This window comes from Arthrobacter sp. 10T44, from assembly GCF_056393885.1.
In genome coordinates this window covers 117,372-137,145 of record NZ_JBFTGT010000008.1, presented here as the reverse complement: position 1 = coordinate 137,145, position 19,774 = coordinate 117,372, and the positions used below count along the sequence as shown (strand labels likewise).

The 19,774-nt window shown below is 67.1% G+C and carries 14 protein-coding genes and 1 tRNA gene; 3 read left to right on the top strand and 12 right to left on the bottom strand.

Features of this window, described 5'->3' with window-relative positions; translation table 11 throughout:
• Nucleotides 1-65 precede the first annotated feature (65 nt).
• The 10 genes from AC1DBL_RS13970 to AC1DBL_RS13925 form a co-directional block, all read right to left on the bottom strand.
• Nucleotides 66-1,238, bottom strand: coding sequence for a hypothetical protein (locus AC1DBL_RS13970; RefSeq protein ID WP_476926335.1), 1,173 nt, complete (start codon nt 1,236-1,238; stop codon nt 66-68).
• 354 nt (nt 1,239-1,592) lie between these two features.
• Nucleotides 1,593-3,152 carry a methionine--tRNA ligase gene (gene metG / locus AC1DBL_RS13965; protein ID WP_441417434.1) on the bottom strand — a complete coding sequence of 520 codons (1,560 nt, stop codon included), beginning with the start codon at nt 3,150-3,152 and terminating at the stop codon, nt 1,593-1,595.
• Nucleotides 3,153-3,161: 9 nt separating this feature from the next.
• Nucleotides 3,162-3,929: an ABC transporter ATP-binding protein gene (locus AC1DBL_RS13960; RefSeq protein WP_346960862.1), complete on the bottom strand. Its 768-nt coding sequence runs from the start codon at nt 3,927-3,929 to the stop codon at nt 3,162-3,164.
• Nucleotides 3,926-6,715, bottom strand: a complete 2,790-nt coding sequence (locus AC1DBL_RS13955; RefSeq protein ID WP_441417433.1) for an ABC transporter permease — start codon at nt 6,713-6,715, stop codon at nt 3,926-3,928. The genes AC1DBL_RS13960 and AC1DBL_RS13955 overlap by 4 nt, the downstream gene beginning before the upstream one ends.
• Before the next feature lie 202 nt (nt 6,716-6,917).
• Entirely contained in the window at nt 6,918-8,513 is a 1,596-nt protein-coding gene (serA, locus tag AC1DBL_RS13950; RefSeq protein ID WP_441417432.1) for a phosphoglycerate dehydrogenase, read from the bottom strand.
• Nucleotides 8,514-8,650: 137 nt separating this feature from the next.
• Nucleotides 8,651-9,676 carry a ketol-acid reductoisomerase gene (gene ilvC / locus AC1DBL_RS13945; protein ID WP_441417431.1) on the bottom strand — a complete coding sequence of 342 codons (1,026 nt, stop codon included), beginning with the start codon at nt 9,674-9,676 and terminating at the stop codon, nt 8,651-8,653.
• A gap of 86 nt (nt 9,677-9,762) precedes the next feature.
• Nucleotides 9,763-10,275 carry an acetolactate synthase small subunit gene (gene ilvN / locus AC1DBL_RS13940; protein ID WP_138768975.1) on the bottom strand — a complete coding sequence of 171 codons (513 nt, stop codon included), beginning with the start codon at nt 10,273-10,275 and terminating at the stop codon, nt 9,763-9,765.
• 2 nt (nt 10,276-10,277) lie between these two features.
• Nucleotides 10,278-12,176 carry an acetolactate synthase large subunit gene (locus tag AC1DBL_RS13935; protein ID WP_441417430.1) on the bottom strand — a complete coding sequence of 633 codons (1,899 nt, stop codon included), beginning with the start codon at nt 12,174-12,176 and terminating at the stop codon, nt 10,278-10,280.
• A 352-nt stretch (nt 12,177-12,528) separates the two neighbouring features.
• The gene (gene ilvD, locus AC1DBL_RS13930; protein ID WP_476908628.1) at nt 12,529-14,250 is read right to left on the bottom strand and encodes a dihydroxy-acid dehydratase; all 1,722 of its coding nucleotides are present in this window, start codon (nt 14,248-14,250) and stop codon (nt 12,529-12,531) included.
• A gap of 128 nt (nt 14,251-14,378) precedes the next feature.
• Complete coding sequence (locus AC1DBL_RS13925) at nt 14,379-15,317, bottom strand: LysR family transcriptional regulator (RefSeq protein ID WP_476926334.1); 939 nt, start codon at nt 15,315-15,317, stop codon at nt 14,379-14,381.
• A gap of 105 nt (nt 15,318-15,422) precedes the next feature.
• Here AC1DBL_RS13925 and AC1DBL_RS13920 point away from each other — a divergent pair, with 105 nt between their 5' ends.
• The 3 genes from AC1DBL_RS13920 to AC1DBL_RS13910 all read left to right on the top strand — a co-directional run bounded on the left by AC1DBL_RS13920 (nt 15,423) and on the right by AC1DBL_RS13910 (nt 17,676).
• The gene (locus AC1DBL_RS13920; protein ID WP_476926333.1) at nt 15,423-16,340 is read left to right on the top strand and encodes a sunset domain-containing protein; all 918 of its coding nucleotides are present in this window, start codon (nt 15,423-15,425) and stop codon (nt 16,338-16,340) included.
• 2 nt (nt 16,341-16,342) lie between these two features.
• Nucleotides 16,343-17,485: a PQQ-dependent sugar dehydrogenase gene (locus tag AC1DBL_RS13915; RefSeq protein ID WP_476908626.1), complete on the top strand. Its 1,143-nt coding sequence runs from the start codon at nt 16,343-16,345 to the stop codon at nt 17,483-17,485.
• 118 nt (nt 17,486-17,603) lie between these two features.
• A tRNA-Lys gene (locus AC1DBL_RS13910) sits at nt 17,604-17,676 on the top strand.
• 150 nt (nt 17,677-17,826) lie between these two features.
• On the opposite strand, the gene AC1DBL_RS13905 is transcribed toward AC1DBL_RS13910, so the two are convergent.
• Entirely contained in the window at nt 17,827-18,708 is an 882-nt protein-coding gene (locus tag AC1DBL_RS13905) for an ABC transporter permease (RefSeq protein ID WP_476908625.1), read from the bottom strand.
• Nucleotides 18,705-19,634, bottom strand: a complete 930-nt coding sequence (locus AC1DBL_RS13900) for an ABC transporter ATP-binding protein (RefSeq protein WP_441417424.1) — start codon at nt 19,632-19,634, stop codon at nt 18,705-18,707. The genes AC1DBL_RS13905 and AC1DBL_RS13900 overlap by 4 nt, the downstream gene beginning before the upstream one ends.
• Nucleotides 19,635-19,774 lie beyond the last annotated feature (140 nt).

The following is a 19,774-nucleotide window of genomic DNA, read 5'->3' as shown; positions in this document are numbered from 1 at the left end:
GTGCTTGCTCGAGGGCAGTAGCTGTGCGGGCCGGCTGCACAACGGCAACCGGCCCGCATCTTTCCTTAGCTGTTGGCGTTACCGCTCCGGACCATGCCCCGGAGCAGGGCCGTTGCGGCCCCCGCTGTCAGGAGTCCGGTCAGCACGGAGAGCCAAAGCGGAATTCCGGCACTGGGAGTGCCGGCCACCGCCGTCTGGACGTTGAAGCCCATGTTGACCACGGGAGCACCCTGGGCCGCGCCGGTCGGCGGTGCCACAGGCTTCGCTGCGGGCGGCGCTGCGGGCTTCACAGCCGGCGGGTTCTTGGGCTCGTGTGCCGGCGGATCCTCACACTCGTCCTTGTCCCACTTGCCCGGCCAGTCGCAGTCGTCGCCGTGGTGATGACCCTTGTCGCCCTTGTCCCACTTGTTCGGCCAGTCGGCGCGGTCTCCCCTGTCTCCATGGTCGCCCTTGTCACCGCGGTCGCCCTTGTCCCACTTGTTCGGCCAGTCGGCGCGGTCGGCCGTGTCGCCATGGTCGCCCCTATCCCACCTGCCCGGCCAGCCGGCGTGGTTTCCCTTGTCGCCACGGTCACCCGGCTCGCACTTATCGTCCTTGCCGGGCCAGTTTGCGTGGTCGCCATGGTCGCCCTTGTCGCCGTGGTCGCCGTGCTCGCCATGGTCGCCCTTGTCGCCATGGTCGCCCTTGTCGCCCGGCTTGTGCGAGCCGTCCGGCTTGTCACCCGGCTTGTGCGAGCCGTCCGGCTTGTCACCCGGCTTGTCGCCCGGCTTGTGCGAGCCGTCCGGCTTGTCACCCGGCTTGTCACCCGGCTTGTGCGAGCCGTCCGGCTTGTCACCCGGCTGGTGCGAATTGTCTGGCGTTCCGCCGTTTGCCGGCGGGTTGGTCACCGGAACGGTCGGAGTCTCTGGAGTCCCGCCGTTGGCCGGCGGATCGGCCACTGGCGGGATCGTCACGGGCCCCGGCAGGGGGTCCGGCTTCTCCGAGTTGTCCGGCGTACCCGAGGCCACGGGCGGGATGGTCACCGGACCCGGCAGCGCATCCGGCGCCCCCGCGATGTCCGGTGCCCCCGCGATGTCCGGTGCGCCCGGGTTGTCGGGCTGGCCGGCGCCAGGCGCCTGGCCAGGGCCGCCCGTGCCGGGCGAGGATGTCACTTCCCCGCTCCCGGTGTCACCGCCGCCGACAGCAGCGGCGTTGGCCGTGCCCGCTGAACCCAGCAGTGCCAGACCTAAAATCCCCATTGTTGCCATAGTTCGTCTCATTTTTGGTTGCTCCATCACGAGTCGACTTTCGACCTGACGGCACCCAGCGGAGCAACATCGGCGACCGGGTGTGCGAGTCCCGGTCTGGAACATTGAGGGTGAGTGATGAGTTACTCCCCCAAGGGCTTCATCAGACCGCTAACGCCGTAACCGTATGCCGGGGCAACTCGGAGAGTCCCGAGTAATCTCTGCCCGCTTTCACTCCCGGAGCACCCGTTACGAAAGGGAAACTACTTGGGCGCAAGAAAGCGAGGTGACAGTTCACGGCGGTGTTCCGGGCGAACACTGCCGTGAACTGTCACCTCGCGGGGTGGTGCGGGGGATCAGCTGGGGCTACGCCTCTGCGGGCTCCTCGTACTTGGGAAACACCGGGGCCGGGGCGGGCAACGGCGTCCCGGCCTCGATCGGGGTCTCCAGGGCAGCGAAGTCGCGGGCTTCCCCTTCGGACTGGCCCAGGCTGTCAAGGATGGCCGCGGCCGCCGTCGGCATGACCGGCTGGGCGAGGATGGCGACGATCCGCAACACTTCGAGGGTGACGTACAGAACGGTGTTCATGCGTTCGACGTCGGTCTTCCGAAGCACCCACGGAGCCTGCTCGGCGAAGTAGGCATTGGTGTCGCCGAGCACGTTCCAGATGGCTTCGAGCGCGCGGCTGAATTCCTGCTTCTCGAACGCTGCGCGGGCGATGCCCAGCAGGCCCATGGCCTGGCCCAGCAGTGCGGCGTCCTCTGCGCTGAAGCCGGCCGGGACCGGGACGCGGCCCTCGCAGTTCTTCGCCACCATGGACAGGGAACGCTGCGCCAGGTTGCCGAAGTTGTTCGCCAGGTCCGAGTTCATCCGACCGACAATCGCGTCGTGGCTGTAGTTGCCGTCAGCGCCGAACGGCACCTCTCGGAGCAGGAAGAAGCGGACCTGGTCCAGTCCGTACTGCGCCACCCAGTCAGCCGGCGCCACCACGTTGCCCAGCGACTTGGACATCTTGATGCCCTGGTTGTGCAGGTGGCCATGGATCATCACACGCTTGGGCAGTTCCAGCCCGGCGGACATCAGGAATGCCGGCCAGTACACAGCGTGGAACCGGGAGATGTCCTTGCCGATCACGTGGACGTCGGCGGGCCAGTACTTCCGGAAGCTCTCCGAACCCGTGTCCGGGAAGCCGACGCCGGTCAGGTAATTGGTCAGCGCGTCGACCCAGACGTACATGACGTGGTCCGGGTTGCCCGGCACCGGCACACCCCATTTGAAGGACGTCCGGCTGATCGAGAGGTCCTCGAGGCCGCCCTTGACGAAACTGATGACCTCGTTGAAGCGGCTGTGCGGGGCGCCGAAGTCCGGGTGGTCCGCGTAGAGGGCCAGCAGCCTGTCCTGATAGGCCGAGAGCTTGAAGAAGTAGCTCTCCTCCTCGGTCCAGGTCACCTCGGTGCCGGTTTCGGAGGCGTAGCGGAGGCCGTCTTCACGGACCTCGGTCTCGTCCTCGACGAAGTAGCGCTCGTCGCGGACCGAGTACCAGCCGGCGTACTTGGAGAGGTAGATGTCTCCGTTGGCTTCCATCCGCTGCCAGAGCGCCTTGGCCGCCTCGTAGTGGTCCGGGTCCGTGGTACGGATGAAGCGGCTGAGCGAGATGCCCAGATCATCGCTCATCTGGCGGAACGCGGCCGAGTTGCGGTCGGCAAGCTCCTTGACCGGGATGCCTTCCTTTTCCGCCGTCTGCTGCATCTTCAGGCCGTGCTCGTCGGTGCCGGTCATGAAGAACACGTCATAGCCGTCCAGCCGCTTGAACCGCGCCATCGCGTCGGTGGCGATGACCTCGTAGGCGTGGCCGATGTGCGGCACGCCGTTGGGGTAGCTGATGGCCGTGGTGATGTAGAACGGGGTTTTTTCGGAAGGCGTCACGTTATTAACCTAGATCAGTTCGGTCAGGGTATCGCTCTGGCGGACAAGTTCGTGGTCGTGTGAAGCGACCAGGACGGCGATGCCGTCCGACGTCGTGTCCTTGAGGATGCTGATGATGCGGTTGGCCGAGGTGCGGTCCAGGCTCGCGGTGGGCTCGTCGACCACCAGCACGCGGGTGCCGAGGATCAAGGCCCGGGCGATTGCGACGCGCTGGCGTTCGCCGCCGGAGAGCTGGGCGGGACGGTGGCGCATGCGCCGGCCCAGGCCGACGAGGTCCAGGAGGTCCTTGGCCATGTCGCGGCGCTGTTCCACTTCGCCGTCGGGGACGGCCGGAAGCAGCACGTTCTCCAGCGCGCTCATGCCGTCAATCAGGGCGCCGCCCTGGTCGACGTACCCGATCAGCGCACGGCGGCGGTCGGCGATTTCGTCGTCGCCCATGGTTTCGAGCGAGTCGCCTTCCCAGAACACCCGGCCCGACGTCGGCAGGGTCAGGCCCGCGCCGACGGTCAGGATGCTGGTCTTGCCCGAGCCGGAGCGGCCGGCGACACAGTGCATTTCGCCGGCGTGCAGCGTCATGTTGAAGTCGTCGACGACGTTGACCGCCTCCGCGCCGCCCTTGCCGCCGCCGTAGTGGATGGTGATGTTGCTCAGTTCCAGCGGTGTGGCGTGGTCCGTGGCCTTCACGATCGTGTTGGCGCGGGTCTGGTGGCCGCCGTTCCCGGTGCTCTCCGGCATCCGGTTCCGGGCCGCCCTGGTCAGGTTCAGCTCGTTAGTCATTGGACCACTTTCGTTGCAATCGGAATCCAGCAAAGTACAGCCACGAGTCCGGCGATTCCGGCCCAGAGTGCGGCATAGGGGGCGAGGAGCAAGCCAATGCCCAGGGCGCCAAGGACACCCAGCGGCACGGCGATGGCTCCCACCATGGCATTTTCGAAGAAGCGGACCTGGCCCAGCATGTCCGGGTTCCAGCCCATCGCCTGCAGGATCCCGAGATACTGGCGCTTGGCCCCCAGTTCGAAGCGTCCGGTGACCATGGTCAACAGCAGGCCCACGGCGACGCCGGACACGCCCAGGATGATGCTCGGCATCGCGATACTGGCCGCGGCCAGTCCGCTGAGGGCGCTGGCGCCCGCGGCACGCGGAATGTCGATCAGCAGCGCGGCGAGTCCGCCCACCGCGGCACCGAAGACGCCGACGGCGACGGCGAGGGAGCCGGTGTTGAACTTGTTGGTGCTCAGCTGCCGGCTGGCGAAGGTCAGCGGCGAATCGACGGGGATGAGCCGTTCATCGTGCTGCGGTTCCTGGTCGATGACCTCCCGGTGCCGCAGCTGCTGCGCCGCGAAGTAGGCGGCGCCGCAGTAGAGGACCAGGACCGAAGCGGAGACGACCGCGGTGGCAGGGTTCCAGCTGAGCAGGCTCAGGGCGATCCCGGCGACGGCCAGCAGTGCCGCGCCGACGCCGAACTCGGCGAGCACCCAGGACCGGATCTTGCGTTGCGTCCAGCCCATGGCCCGGAGCGTTCCGGCCTCGCGGCGGCGCTTGCGGACATAGCTGACGGTGGAGGCGCCGGTGAGCAGGGCGGCCCCGCACAGGGTCAGGAAGAGCAGGGTGAGGTTGGTGCCGGTCAGCGAGCCGGAGACCGCGTCGGCGGCGTCCTGGCGAACCCAGGACTGCTGCACGGTGCCCAGCGGCGACTCCTTGCCGGCGTCGTCCTTGGAGTAGCCGGGCACGAAGATGCTGGCGTCCTCGCGGGCCGAGCCTGCAACCACGGTCGCCTGCAGGCCCATGTCGCGGATCTCGCTGGCAAGCTTCTCGACCTCGGGCTGGGCCTGCTTCCAGCTGCCGTCGACCTTGGCACGGACGCGCACGGCGTCGATCACGGAGGCGTTCTTCTCGTAGCCGCGGGCCGCGGCCAGGCCGTAGTAGTCGGTGATGGCGCCGGCCGACTGGCTGACCAGGCCGGTACCGCTGAGTGAAGGCTTGAGGGCGGTCTTTTCGACGTCCTTGCCGTCGGCGTCCTTGGTCAGGGTGAACGGGGTCGGGTCATAGCCGCCGAGCGGAAGCCGGTTGACGTCGCCGGCCGCTTCCTGGACCTTGGCTGGATCGAAGGTGCCGTAGACCATGGCCAGCGGGGTGGCGGGCTTCTTCCCGGTCGCAAGGTTTTCGCGGTAGGAGCGCTCGTCGACCGGGGTGCGCTGCGTCTGGTCCACCGGGGCGTCGTTGGCGCCCTTCTCCGGCAGCCGGTTGACGGTGACCCAGTCGCCCGGGACCGCGGACTTGTCGACGGCGCCGTTGCCGGCCGTCTTTCCGTCCTTGTACTTGGGCGCGGCGGCGAAGTCGGTGCTCCAGGTCGCGGGGTTGTAGAGGCCCTGGCCGAAGCTGCCGGTGTCGCCGAGCAGCTTGGAGAGGTCCTTGGATCCGGGCCACTCCAGGGCGAACGGGGACTTGGAGACGAAGGGAAGGTAGTCCTTGTCCAGTGAGCGGGTCACGGTGCCGACGTCCTTGGTGACGTTGCCGGCGTCGTCGATTTCCTCGATCTTGACGGAGTACTTGAGGTCAAGGGAGGTGCCGGACCGGACGATCAGCGGAATCGCCTGCGAATCGTCGGTCAGCTGACCGGCGCGCTTGGCCTGCTGGTACTGCGTCATCAGCGGGGCCCAGTACTTCAGCTTGACGCCAAGGAAGTCGGGGCCTTCCTTGAGCTGTTCCATGCTGATGCCGCTGGTGAAGAGGCTTTCGAAGTGGCGGCCGATCGCGCCGGCATTGCGGGCGTCGGCCGGGGGCGCCTTCTCCAGCGGCGCGAGGAAGTCGCCGGAGCCGCCCAGGAGCGCGCGCTCCGAGACCGGATCGACGGCGACGACGGACTCGGTCACCTGCGGGGCCAGCGGCAGCGAAACCGAGAGGTTGAACAGGTTGTGCTCCGAGCCGCCGGCCGGGGCGGGGAACTTGATTCCGGTCTCGCCTTCCGGGCCCGCGATCCGGACGTTCTTGCCGCCGGCCACTTCCTCTTCGATGAGCTTGGCCTTGCCGAGGGAGCCCTCGGCGGTCGTCTTGAACAGGGTCTGATCGGACGTGCCGTCCGACTTCACGGCACTGGCGGTGAGGCGGTATTTCTTGGCCGTGTCGCTCAGGACAGACTCGGCGGCGGGCCACTTGGACGGATCGGTGGCGCTGGGGTCACCGGCGGTGCCGGCCAGTCCGGCGTTGTAGCCGAGGTAGTCGGTAGCGTCGAGGCGCGGGGTTTCGAGGTTCTGCGAGACCCGGGAAACGAGGCTGATCGGAGCCGCGACCGAGGTGCCGGAAAGCTTGCGGATGGAGTCCAGCTGTTCGAAGCTGATGCCGCCCTGGCCGGTGGCGATTTCGGGCTGCATGAGCCCGCCGTTGTCGTCGGCCTTGGCCTGGACGAGGACGTCGTAGAGCCCCCGGGAGTTCTGGTCAACGGTGCGGTTCAGCGCGGCCTGCGACTGGCCCTGCACCAGCACGGACAGGCACATGGCCACGATCAAAATGGACGCGGTCAGCAAAAGCACTCTGCTTCTGATGAACCTCTGGACGGCGTTCATTGGGCTCCTGAAAGCTGGATTGCGTGCGCACACCGCTGTTCATTCCGCGCGGAAATGAAGGCGTCCCCGGCCGGGTGTGCAAAAGTAAAGGCCGGTCTGCCGGCCAAATCCGAAATTCGGACCTAGCCATTGTACGCAGACCGGCCGCTCATTCGTGGCCGCCTGCGACGGTGTTGCCGCCGCAGGCGCCCACGCTGGGGACCTAGTCCTCGAGGTCGACCTCGCGGACCATATCGGCGCCGATTCCGGCCTTGATCGCTTCCAGCACCTGCTGCGGCACGGAGCTGTCGATGGTCAGGAGCGCAAGCACCTGGCCGCCCTCCGCCTGCCGCGCCACCTGCATGCCGGCGATGTTGATGTTGTTCATGCCGAGGATGTGCCCGATCGTGCCGATCACGCCCGGACGGTCCGAATAAGCCACCACCACGAGGTGTTCGCTGATCGGGATTTCGACCTCGAAACCGTTGATTCCGACGAGCTTCTGGATCTGCTTGGGCCCGGTCAGCGTGCCGGCCACCGAGATCTGGCTGCCGTCGCTCAGGGCCCCCCGCAGGGTCAGGACGTTGCGGTAGGACTCCGTGTCCGGGGTGGTGATGAGCCGGACGTTGATCCCCCGCTGCTCGGCGATCACGGGCGCGTTGACGTACGAGACCTGTTCGGTCACGACGTCGGCGAAGATGCCCTTGAGGGCCGCGAGTTCGAGGACCTTGACGTCCAGCGAGGAGATTTCGCCGGCCACCTCCACGTCGAACTGGGTCAGCGAAGCGTGGGTCATTGCGGTGAAGATCCGGCCCAGCTTCTCGATCAGCGGGATCCCGGGGCGCACGTCCGGGGCAATGACGCCGCCGGCTACGTTCACGGCGTCTGGCACCAATTCGCCGGCGAGGGCCTGGCGGACGGACTTGGCAACGGAGACGCCTGCCTTTTCCTGGGCCTCGTCGGTGGACGCGCCCAGGTGCGGGGTCACCACGACGTTGTCGAGCTTGAAGAACGGCAGGTCGGTGCTGGGCTCCTTGACGAACACGTCGACGCCGGCGCCGGCGATCTCGCCGGACTCCAGTGCCGCGTACAGGGCTTCCTCATCCACCAGGCCGCCGCGGGCGACGTTGACGACGTACGCGCTGCTCTTCATCTTCTTGAAGGCCTCCGCGCCGAGCATGCCGACGGTCTCGGGCGTCTTGGGCATGTGGATGGTGATGAAGTCCGACTGGGCCAGGAGCTCGTCCAGGGTCACCAGCTGCACGCCGAGCTGGGCGGCGCGGGCGGAGGTGATGTAGGGGTCGTACGCGAGGATCTTCGTGTCGAAGCCCTTCAGGCGGGCCGCGACGAGGGCGCCGATCCGGCCGAGGCCGATGATGCCAATCTTCTTCTCGAAGAGCTCCGTGCCGGTGTACTTGGAGCGCTTCCACTCGCCGTCCTTGAGCGCGGCGGAGGCCTGCGGGATGTGGCGGGCGAGGCTGAGGATGTGGCCGACGGTGAGTTCGGCGGCAGAGACGATGTTCGACGTCGGGGCGTTGACCACCATGACGCCGGCCTGGGTGGCGGCCTTGATGTCGACGTTGTCCAGGCCCACGCCGGCGCGGGCGATCACCTTGAGGTTCTTCGCGGCGGCGATGGCCTCGGCGTCCACCTGGGTGGCGGAGCGGATCAGGATCGCGTCGACGTCGGCGATCGCGGAGAGCAGCTGGGAACGGTCGGCTCCGTCGGTCTGGCGGATTTCAAAGTCCGGGCCGAGGGCCTCGACTGTGGCGGGCGAAAGTTCCTCAGCGAGGAGTACGACAGGTTTGGTGCTTGTCACCGGTGACCTCTTTAGCTCTCTTGTATTCAGGTGGGGATTTTGGTGAAACGTCGGTGGTGCAGATGTTGCGGGTGGTGCTGAACGCAGGGGAGCCGGACCCCGGTGCGGGTGTCCGGCTCCCCTGCCGGCCAGTTGCCTTAGCGGGCCACTGATCCTTCGGTGTAGTCGTCTTCGTTCTTGATCCAGGAGAACAGCTTGCGCAGTTCGCGGCCGGTGGCCTCGATCGGGTGGTCTTCACCCTTCTTGCGCAGGGCCTTGAACTCGGGGGCTCCGGCGTCCTGGTCGTCGATGAAGCGCTTGGCGAAGGTGCCGTCCTGGATGTCCTTGAGGACGGCCTTCATGTTTTCCTTCACCTCGGGGGTGATAACGCGCGGGCCGGAGACGTAGTCGCCGTATTCCGCGGTGTCAGAGACGCTCCAGCGCTGCTTGGCGATACCGCCCTCGACCATCAGGTCGACGATCAGCTTGAGCTCGTGCAGCACCTCGAAGTAGGCAACCTCGGGCTTGTAGCCGGCCTCGGTGAGGGTCTCGAAGCCGTACATGATCAGCTGCGAGGCGCCGCCGCAGAGCACAGCCTGCTCGCCGAAGAGATCGGTTTCGGTCTCTTCGGTGAAGGTGGTCTCGATGACGCCGGCGCGGGTGCCGCCGATCGCCTTGGCGTAGGACAGGGCCAGTTCCTTGGCCTTGCCGGACGCGTTCTGCTCGACGGCGATCAGGTCCGGCACGCCGCGGCCGGCTTCGAACTCGCGGCGCACGATGTGGCCCGGTCCCTTGGGTGCGACGAGGGCGACGTCGACGTCGGCCGGCGGCTTGATGTAGCCGTAGCGGATGTTGAAGCCGTGTCCGAAGAACAGGGCGTCGCCGGCCTGCAGGTTCGGGGCGATGTCCTCGGCGTAGACGTGGCGCTGGACCTGGTCCGGGGTGAGGATCATGATGAGGTCTGCCTCGGCGACGGCGTCGGCGACGTTGAGAACGCGCAGGCCCTCGGCCTCGGCCTTGGCGCGGGACTTGGAGTCTTCCTTCAGGCCGACGCGGACGTCAACACCGGAATCGCGCAGGCTGAGGGCGTGGGCGTGGCCCTGGGAGCCGTAACCGATAACGGCGACGGTGCGGCCCTGGATGATCGACAGGTCGGCGTCGTCGTCGTAGAACATTTCAGTCACTGGGGTGTCTCCTTTGAATGGATTCTTTGGTGTTGTCTGGGGAAATTCAGGGTATTGCTGTGTTGCTGCAGGCTTGGCACGGCCGCCTAGGCGGAGCGCAGGGCCCGGTCGCTCATGGAACGGGACCCTCGGCCGACGGCCAGGGTGCCGGACTGCACGATTTCGCGGACGCCGAAGGGCTCCAGCACCGAAAGCAGTGCGGTGAGCTTGTCGGGGTGGCCCGTCGCCTCAATGACCACCGACTCTGTGGAGACGTCGACCACTGAGGCACGGAACAAGTCGGCTGCCTGGGTTACCTGCAGCCGGGTTGCGGCATCCGCACGTACCTTGACCAGGATGTGGTCGCGCTGTACGGAAGATTCGGGGGTGAGCTCGACGATCTTAATCACGTTGATCAGCTTGTTCAGCTGCTTGGTGACCTGTTCGATCAGCTCGCCGTCGGCGTCGACGACGACCGTCATCCGGGAGATGCCCGGAACCTCGGTCGGGCCGACGGCCAGGGAGTTGATGTTGAAGGCGCGCCGGGCGAAGAGGCTGGCGACGCGGGTCAGCACACCGGGTTTGTCTTCGACCAGAACGGAGAGTGTGTGGCGGGTCATGTTCAGTCCTCTTCTTCCCAGTCCGGGGTCATGTTGCGGGCAACCTGGATCTGGTCGTTGCTGACTCCGGCGGGAACCATCGGCCACACCATGGAGTTGGGGCTGACGACGAAGTCGATCACGACCGGGCGGTCATTGATTGCCAGTGCCTTCTGGATGGTGGCGTCGATGTCCTCGTCCCGTTCGCAGCGGAAGGAGGCGCAGCCGTAGGCGTCCGCCAGCTTGACGAAGTCCGGGATCCGGACGGTGTCATGGCCGGTGTTCAGGTCGGTGTTGGAGTAGCGGCCCTCATAAAAGAGGGTCTGCCACTGGCGCACCATGCCCAGCGAGGAGTTGTTGATGACCGCCACCTTGATCGGGATCTTGTTGATGGCGCAGGTGGCGAGTTCCTGGTTGGTCATCTGGAAGCAGCCGTCGCCGTCGATCGCCCAGACCACGCGGTCCGGCTCCCCCACCTTGGCGCCCATCGCGGCCGGCACGGCGTAGCCCATGGTGCCGGCGCCGCCGGAGTTCAGCCAGGCGTGCGGGCGTTCGTACTTGATGAACTGCGAGGCCCACATCTGGTGCTGGCCGACGCCGGCGACATAGACGCCCTCGGGGCCGGTGAGGGCACCGATCCGCTCGATCACGCGCTGCGGTGCGCTGAGGCCGTCCTCGGGTTCGGTCCAGCCGAGCGGGTAGGTCTCCTTGAGGTTGTTCAGGAAGGCCCACCAGTTGCCGAGGTCCGGGGTGCCGGAGGCTTCGAACTGGAGGCGCAGGGCATCACTGAGCTCCGGGATGATCTCCTTGACTGAGCCCACGATCGGCACGTCGGCGGTGCGGTTCTTGGAGATCTCCGCCGGGTCGATGTCCGCGTGGATGACCTTGGCGTTCGGGGCGAAGGACTTCAGGATGCCGGTGACCCGGTCATCGAAGCGCGCACCGAGCGTGATCAGCAGATCGGATTGCTGCAGCGCGGTCACGGCGGACACCGTGCCGTGCATGCCTGGCATGCCGACGTGCTGCGGGTGTGAGTCCGGGAAGACGCCTCTGGCCATCAGCGTCGTAACCACGGGGGCGCCGGAGAGTTCGGCGAGTTCCCGCAGTTCCGCGGACGCGTGGGCCTTGACCACGCCGCCGCCAACGTACAGCACCGGCTTTTTGGCGGCCGCGATCAGCCTGGCCGCTTCACGGACCTGCTTGCTGTGGCCGCGGACCACCGGCCGGTAGCCGGGCAGGTCGATCTTGGGCGGCCAGGAGAAGGTCATCTGGCCCTGCTGGGCGTCCTTGGCCACGTCCACGAGGACGGGGCCGGGACGGCCGGTCGAGGCGAGGTGGAACGCCTCGGCCATCACGTGCGGGATGTCGTTGGGGTCGGTCACCAGGAAGGAGTGCTTGGTGATCGGCATGGTGATGCCGACGATGTCCGCCTCCTGGAAGGCATCGGTGCCGATGACTCCGCTGGAGACCTGCCCGGTGATGGCCACCATCGGCACGGAGTCCATGTGGGCGTCCATGATGGCGGTAACGAGGTTGGTGGCACCGGGGCCCGAGGTGGCGATGCAGACGCCAACCCGCCCGGTGACCATGGCATAGCCTTGCGCGGCGTGGCCGGCTCCCTGTTCGTGACGGACCAGAATGTGGTTCATTTTGGAGGCCATCAAGGGGTCATAGGTGGGCAGGATCGCGCCACCGGGCAAACCGAAAATGTCCTGGACGCCGAGTTCTTCGAGCGAGCGGACGATTGCTTGCGAGCCGGTCATCACCGTCGGGGGTACGACGTTGTTCGGCCCAAGGACGGGAGAGGCAGCAGCATGCTCGACGCCGGCGTCTGCCGGGCGTTCGATGCGTTCCGGAGCCTTGTGGGCTCCAGCGGACTTTGTGGCCATCAGCGAGGGGCTGATCGGCGATCCTTTGCTCATCGGACTCTTCCTTTGGTGGATCTACTGTGATCGTGGAACTACGGGTAATAAAAAAACCCCTCAGCCTTGGCGGCTCTTCGAGGGGTTTGCGCGTGACGGTTCGTTACCAGTCGGGCTATGGAGCCACGCGCTTGGTAAGTACGACGGAGACACCTGAAGTGACGCCCGCGGTAACGATCTCGATCATGAGTTCAGTTTTCCCTCTGAGCAAGACAGGTGTCAACGAGCCAAGCCCCTGTCTCACGATGTGGACTCCATTGTCCACTTTTTGAACGCCTCTCCCAAGTAGCTCGCATTAGTTGTCGTTATGGGGCCCCATAACGACAACTAATGCGAGCCAGTTGGGCAGGTATTACCCGCAGTAGGCGCCCGTGGAGGCGCTGTGGACGAGCTTGGCGTACTTGGCAAGCACGCCCTTGGTGAACTTGGCCGGCAGCGGCTCCCAGCCCACCTTGCGCGCTTCGAGCTCGGCGTCGTCCACCAGGAGGTCGAACGTCCGGGCCCCGATGTCCACCCGGATCCGGTCGCCGTCCTTGACGAAGGCGATGGGGCCGCCGTCGACCGCTTCCGGTGCGACGTGGCCGATGCACAGGCCCGTTGTTCCGCCGGAGAAGCGGCCGTCCGTGAGCAGCAGGACATCCTTGCCGAGGCCTGCGCCCTTGATCGCGCCCGTGATGGCGAGCATCTCGCGCATGCCCGGGCCGCCCTTGGGGCCCTCGTAGCGGATCACGACGACGTCGCCGGCCTTGATCTGGCCCTTGTCCAGCGCGTCCAGGGCGCCCTGTTCGCGCTCGAAAACGCGGGCGGTGCCTTCGAAGACGTCGGCGTCGAAGCCGGCGCTCTTCACGACGGCGCCTTCCGGAGCCATCGAACCGTGCAGGATGGTGATGCCGCCGGTCTTGTGGATCGGGTTGTCCATGGCGCGGAGCACCTTGCCGTCCGGGTCCGGCGGGTTGATCGAGGCGAGGTTCTCGGCCACGGTCTTGCCGGTCACGGTGAGGCAGTCGCCGTGCAGCAGGCCGGCGTCGAGCAGGGCCTTCATGATGACCGGGACGCCGCCGATCTTGTCGACGTCGGTCATCACGTAGCGGCCAAAGGGCTTGAGGTCGCCCAGGTGCGGGATCCTGTCGCCGATCCGGTTGAAGTCCTCAAGGCTCAGCTCGACCTCGGCCTCGCGGGCGATGGCCAGCAGGTGCAGCACCGCGTTTGTGGAGCCGCCGAAGGCCATGGTCACGGCGATCGCGTTCTCGAACGCCTTCTTGGTCATGATGTCGCGGGCGGTGATGCCAAGGCGCAACAGGTTGACGACGGCCTCGCCGGACTTGTGCGCGAAGACGTCGCGGCGGCGGTCGGCCGAGGGCGGGGCGGCGGAACCCGGAAGGGACATGCCCAGGGCCTCGCCGATGCAGGCCATGGTGTTGGCGGTGTACATGCCGCCACAGGCGCCTTCGCCCGGGCAGATGGCCCTTTCGATCCGGTCGAGGTCCTCGCGGCTCATCTTGCCCGCGGCGCAGGCGCCCACAGCCTCGAAGGCGTCAATCAGCGTGACTTCCTTCTCGGAGCCGTCTTCGAGCTTGACCCAGCCGGGCATGATCGAGCCGGCGTACAGGAAGACGCTGGACAGGTCCAGGCGGGCGGCCGCCATCAGCATGCCCGGCAGGGACTTGTCGCAGCCGGCCAGCAGTACCGAGCCGTCGATCCGTTCGGCCTGCATGACGGTCTCGACCGAGTCCGCAATGACTTCGCGGGACACCAAGGAGAAGTGCATGCCCTCGTGGCCCATGGAGATGCCGTCGGAGACGGAGATGGTGCCGAACTGCATCGGGAACCCGCCGCCGGCGAAGACGCCTTCCTTGGCGCCCTGGGCGAGCCGGTTCAGCGAAAGGTTGCAGGGAGTGATTTCGTTCCACGAACTCGCCACGCCCACCTGGGGCTTTGCGAAGTCGTCGTCGCCCATGCCGACCGCCCGGAACATGCCGCGCGCGGGCGCGGCGTGGATTCCGTCGGTAACGACCCGGCTGCGGGGCTTGATGTCCGGCTTGGTCTCTGTCGCTGTTTGGGTGTCCTCACTCATGGCTCAAAGTCTAGGGCTCCGCCGTCGGCAGCAACGAGCCGGACTGGCTCATTAAGCGTAAAACCGGGAATATTTCGCCCAAATAGTGGACGGTTGTCTCACCTCTTGGACTCCGCGGCTCGTTCGGCTCAAATGCTGTGAGCCGCGTCACGCAGCTCGGGGGCTTCGGCGACCGCCTGGGCCTCCGCCTTCAGCAGCATGAGTACCTGCTGGATGGTGGTCCGGGCGGCGGCCTCGGGACGAGCCAGGGCCACGATGCTTCGGCTGGCCTTGACGCCGCGGAGCGGGCGGAGCACAAAGCCCCGCCCCTGGTTCTTCAGGGCGGTGTAGCGCGGCAGGAGGCTCAGCCCGTGCCCGGCACTGACCAGCGCCTCCAGCACCCGCAGGTCCGGGAAGAGCTGCGCCCGCAGGGCCGGGGAATCGGCCTGCATCTCGATTTGCCGCAGGACGGTATCAAAGGGAAAACCGTCGGGCACGCCCATCCAGGGGAACCCGACGACGTCCTCGGCGCTGAGCGTCGCCTTGCCGGCCAGTTCGTGGTCCGCCGGCACCGCCACGTCCAGCGGTTCCTCTATCAGGGGGATCACCTGGAGGCCCTGGCGGGCGAAGACCTCGGGTCCGTCCACGCTGTGGGCCAGGACAATGTCGTAGTCCGCGGCCAGCGCGGCGAAGCCGGCGACGCCGGGGTCCTCGAAATGGGCCTCGAAGCGCAGTCCGTCGATCTCCTTCACGCGGTGCAACAGTCCCGGCAGGAACATTTCCGTGGCACTCGGAAAGAACGCCGCCTTGATGTGCGTCTGCCAGCCGAGGCGGTAGGTGTCGATGGTTGCCTCGGCGCGGGCCATGGCCGTGGAGACCTCCGCAGCGGCACCGGCCATGGCCAGCCCCGCCTCAGTCAGCCGCACTCCCCTGCCGGACTTCTCCACGAGCACCACACCGAGTTCGTCCTGCAGGGTCTTGAGCTGTTGTGAGACTGCGGAAGGCGTTACCCGCATGGCCTCGGCGGTGGCCCCCACGGTGCCGCGGTCCGCCAGCTCGCGAAGAATCCGCAGTCGCTTGAAGTCCATGATGCGAGGCTACACGGGGCCGGTCCGGAACGCTGGACAGCCGCGTCGGGCCGGACGTAACGTCAAACAGCGGCAACCTTGCCGCCTGGACAGAAGGATTCGGCTATGGATTGGATTATCTGGCTCATCGTCATCGTGGTGATTGTCGGCGTCGTGTGGTGGCAGCTGAACCGCAACAATGCCCGCAGTGGCGCTGGAACCCCGACGTCCACCGGGTCCGGAGCCTCGTCGAGGGCTGCCGGGGACCGGGCAAGCCACGACGGCGCCCTGTCCGGCGGGACCGCCGCCGCGTCGGCCGCCGCGGCCGCGACCACGGGGATGCCTTCCGCCGCCGGATTTGGCAACGCCGAGCCGCAGCCGCCAACCACCGCCGACGACGACGCGGCGGGTGCACAGGCGGGGAGCACCACAGCCGAGGGAGCTCCCAAGGAGGACGCGCCCGCCGAGGGCGGCACCGCAGCGGGCGTCGCTGCAACGGCCAGCACCGCAACGGGCGGCACCGCAGCGGGCAGCTCCGAGTGGGAGACCCAGTGGTCGGAGACGCCGCCGGCCGAGGCACATGCCGCCACGCACCACGACCTTCCGCACGGGGGCCACGGCGAACACCTGGCCCACGGCGTCCACGCCGAAGCGCCGGAAGCACACACCCCCGTGCACCACGCCGAATACACCGAGCCACACGCCCCCACCCTCCCCGGCGCGGAGTCCGCCGCGGCCGAGGCTGCGGAACTGGAGACGGCGCAGGCAGCATCATCGGCCGCACTCACCGAAGGCTCAGCCAGCCACACCGCGGCGCCCTCCGGGCATCTGGCCGTTGAGCAGCCGTACGGCGAGGGATCTGCCGCGCCGGCCGCGGATGGAAGCGGCCCGGAGGGCTTCACCGTCAAGGGCAACGCCTCCTCGATGATCTACCACGACGAGACCAGCCCCTCCTACGAGGAGACCCGGGCAGAAGTCTGGTTCCTTTCCGCCGCCCATGCGGAAGCAGCGGGCTTCCGGCCGCCCCGCCGCTCCCGGCTGTAGCAATGCAGCGGCGGTCGCCGCGGCGAGCGGCGCGGGCAGCGGCGGTGGCGGTACTGGCTGCGTCCCTGGCCGCGGCCGGCTGCACCGGCAGTCCACCCGCTCCCCCGCCGCCCGCCAGCAGCCCGCCCGCCAGCAGCGAGCCGGCTGCCAGCAGCCCACCCGCCAGCAGCGAGCCGGCTGCGGGCGTCCTGAGAGTTGCCGGCCGCATCGACGCCGGGCTGACGCTGCCCTGGTCTGTGGTCTTCCTGCCGGACGGCACTGCCCTTATCTCGGAACGGGACAGCGCGCTGCTAAAGTCCGTGCCGCCAGGCGGCGGTCCCGCAGCGACGGTCGGCAAAGTGCCCGGCGTCAACCCCGGCGGCGAGGGCGGACTGCTGGGGCTGGCCCTTTCTCCTCAGCTTGCGGCCGGCCGGTATCTATACGCGTATTTCACGGCCGGGCCGGACAACCGGATCGCCCGCTTCCGGCTCGCTGGGAACGGCCTCCCGGATCTGGGCGCCCCCGAAACCATCTTCACCGGAATTCCCAAGGCCTCCACACACAACGGAGGCCGCATCCGGTTCGGCCCCGACGGGTACCTCTACGTCGGAACCGGCGACTCCCAGCGCCGCGACCAACCCCAGGACCGCAACGCCCTCGGCGGCAAGATCCTGCGCCTCACCCCGGACGGGAGACCCGCTCCCGGCAACCCCTTCGGCTCGAACCCCGTCTACAGCCTCGGGCACCGGAACGTCCAAGGGCTCGACTGGGACAGCGCGGGCCGGCTGTGGGCGAGCGAATTCGGTCCGGACAGAGACGACGAACTGAACCTGATCGTCCCCGGCGGCAACTACGGCTGGCCCGAGGTGACGGGAGCCCCGCACCGCGAAGGGTTCCTTGACGCCAAAGTGGTGTGGCCCTCGACGGCGGACTCCTCGCCCAGCGGGCTCGAAATCGTTGGCGACACGGCCTACCTCGGCGCCCTGCGTGGCCAGCGGCTTTGGGCGGTACCGCTGCGCGGCGAATTTGCCGGCGATCCTGTGGCCTATTTCACAGGCAAATATGGTCGGATCCGCGACGTTTCGCTCGCCCCGGACGGACGCCTCTGGGCGCTCAGCAACGGCCAAAACCCTGATTTTGTGCTGGTTTTGGGGCTGTCCAACTAGCCGGGGAGCCCCGTCGGCCGCTCGATTTCACACTGCACTAAAACTCGTGTAGAGTTTCATGTCGTTGCGGAGAACACCGCGGGAAATAAAAAGCCCGGGGCGAACGAAAACAACAGCTGCACCTCTAGCTCAACTGGCAGAGCAATTGACTCTTAATCAATGGGTTCCGGGTTCGAGTCCCGGGGGGTGCACAAGCCAAAACCCCGTCTTTTCGGTCTGACCGGAAAGACGGGGTTTTTTGTTTTGCATGGATCGGCGGCCCTGGATCCAGGGCCGCCGGGAGCGTACCCACATGCGACGCCGGCGGCGACCCGGTCAGGCGTTGCTGTCAGGCGTTGCTGTCAGGCATCGCGGTACTTCACCGACGCGAGTCCGCCGCCCACTGCGGCTGCCGTCCAGGCAAGCACAACAAGGCCGCCCTGGACCGGGGTTAGCCGCTCGGGCGAGGTCCGGATGGCGACCATGTCGCCCCCGGCGGACGCGGGCAGGAACAGGCCGACGTCCTGGAAGGCGTCCCCCAGGCCCGACAAGATGGCAACGATTACCGGAAGAATCATGAGGATGCCCAGCGTGGCGACAAGGCCGCCGGCGCTGTTGCGCAGCATGGCACCAATGCCAAGGCCCAGGACGGCGATCAGAGCCAGGAAGACGGCGGCGTTGAGAATGCTCCGGACCACACCGTCGGCGGTAAGTGCGTAGTCCAGACCCTGCGGCTGCAGTATCGGCTGGGCCACAGCGTACGAGATGAGAGCTCCGAGGATGCCGGTGGCGAAGGCGGTTGCGGCGATGACGAGCGTTTTCGACAGCACGGCGGTCATCCGGCGTGGCACGGCGGTGAGCGTCGTGGTGATCATGCCGGTGCTGTATTCGGAGCCGATCTGGATGACGGCCAAGGAGGCGATCAGGAACTGGGCGACCATGATCCCGGTTGCGGGGACTTCGCGGGCAAATATGCTGAATTCCTTCAGGATGCCCTCCCGCTCAGCTCCAGCGGGCCCGCCGTAGACGGCGAACGAGGCAGCCATGTCTGCCACGGAGAAGGCTTTGAGCATGCCGACCCCGACCATGCCGAGCAGCGCGACGGCGAGGATGACGTAGCTGGAACGCAGCGAGGTCAGCTTGATCCACTCGGCGTGCACGGCCCGGAGGAAGGTGAGCCTGGTCCCGCTGTCCCGGCGAGGGACGGCAGTGGCACCGTTGCTCGAGGTTACTGTGGTGCTCATCGGTTTCCCTCTCCGGCCCCGGCCAATGCGGCGGAGCGGTATTCGACATCGTCGCGGGTCAGTTCCATGAAGGCCTCTTCGAGCGTCGCCCGGACCGGGGTCAACTCGTGAATCAGTGCATCGCATTCCCGCGCTATCCAGGCGATCTTCCGCGGTTCGGCACCGGAGACTTCCAGGAGGCCCGGTTCAAGTTCGCGAAAGAGGATCCCGCTGGCTGCCAGCCCCGCCTGCAACCGGGTTGATTGGTCGCTGCGCACCAGCGCCCTGTCCTGCCCCTGGGCAAGGATCTCGGCTACGGGCGCGTCCGCGATGATCCGGCCCCGTCCGATGACGATCAGGTGGTCGGCAGTCTGCGCCATCTCGCTCATCAGGTGCGAGGAAAGGAAGACCGTCCGGCCCTCGGCGGCGAGGCCTTTGGCCAGGTTGCGGACCCACTGGACGCCTTCCGGATCGAGTCCGTTGACAGGCTCGTCGAAGATGACCGTCCGGGGATCCCCCAGCAGTGCGGCAGCAATGCCGAGGCGCTGGCCCATGCCGAGCGAGAACCCTTTGACGCGCTTGCGGGCCGTCTCCGAGATCCCGGTCATCGCCATGATTTCCTCGACGCGGCTGCGGCTTATGCCGTGTGTGGCTGCCAGAACGGACAGGTGTTTGAAAGCGCTGCGGGCCGGGTGAACAGACTTGGCATCCAGGAGGGCACCGACTTCGTGCAGCGGCGCCGCGTGCCCGGCATACGGCCGTCCGTTCACCAGCACCCGCCCCGCGGTGGGCCGGTCCAGTCCCAGGATCATGCGCATGGTGGTGGTCTTGCCGGCCCCGTTCGGGCCCAGGAAGCCGGTCACCTGCCCTGGCCGGACGGTGAACGTGACGCCGTCAACGGCGGTGCGCTTCCCGTAGGTCTTGGTAAGGCCGAATGCCTCGATCATGGTCCAGCTTTCTTCTCGGCGAGTCTGGCGGCTGACGTTCCGTTCGGAGCCAGCACACAACTCACCGCCCCCGCTACCAGTAAACATGCGGGGGTGCCGCCTGCGCGGGATTCAGGCGCCGTTTTCTGCATTTCTTCTGC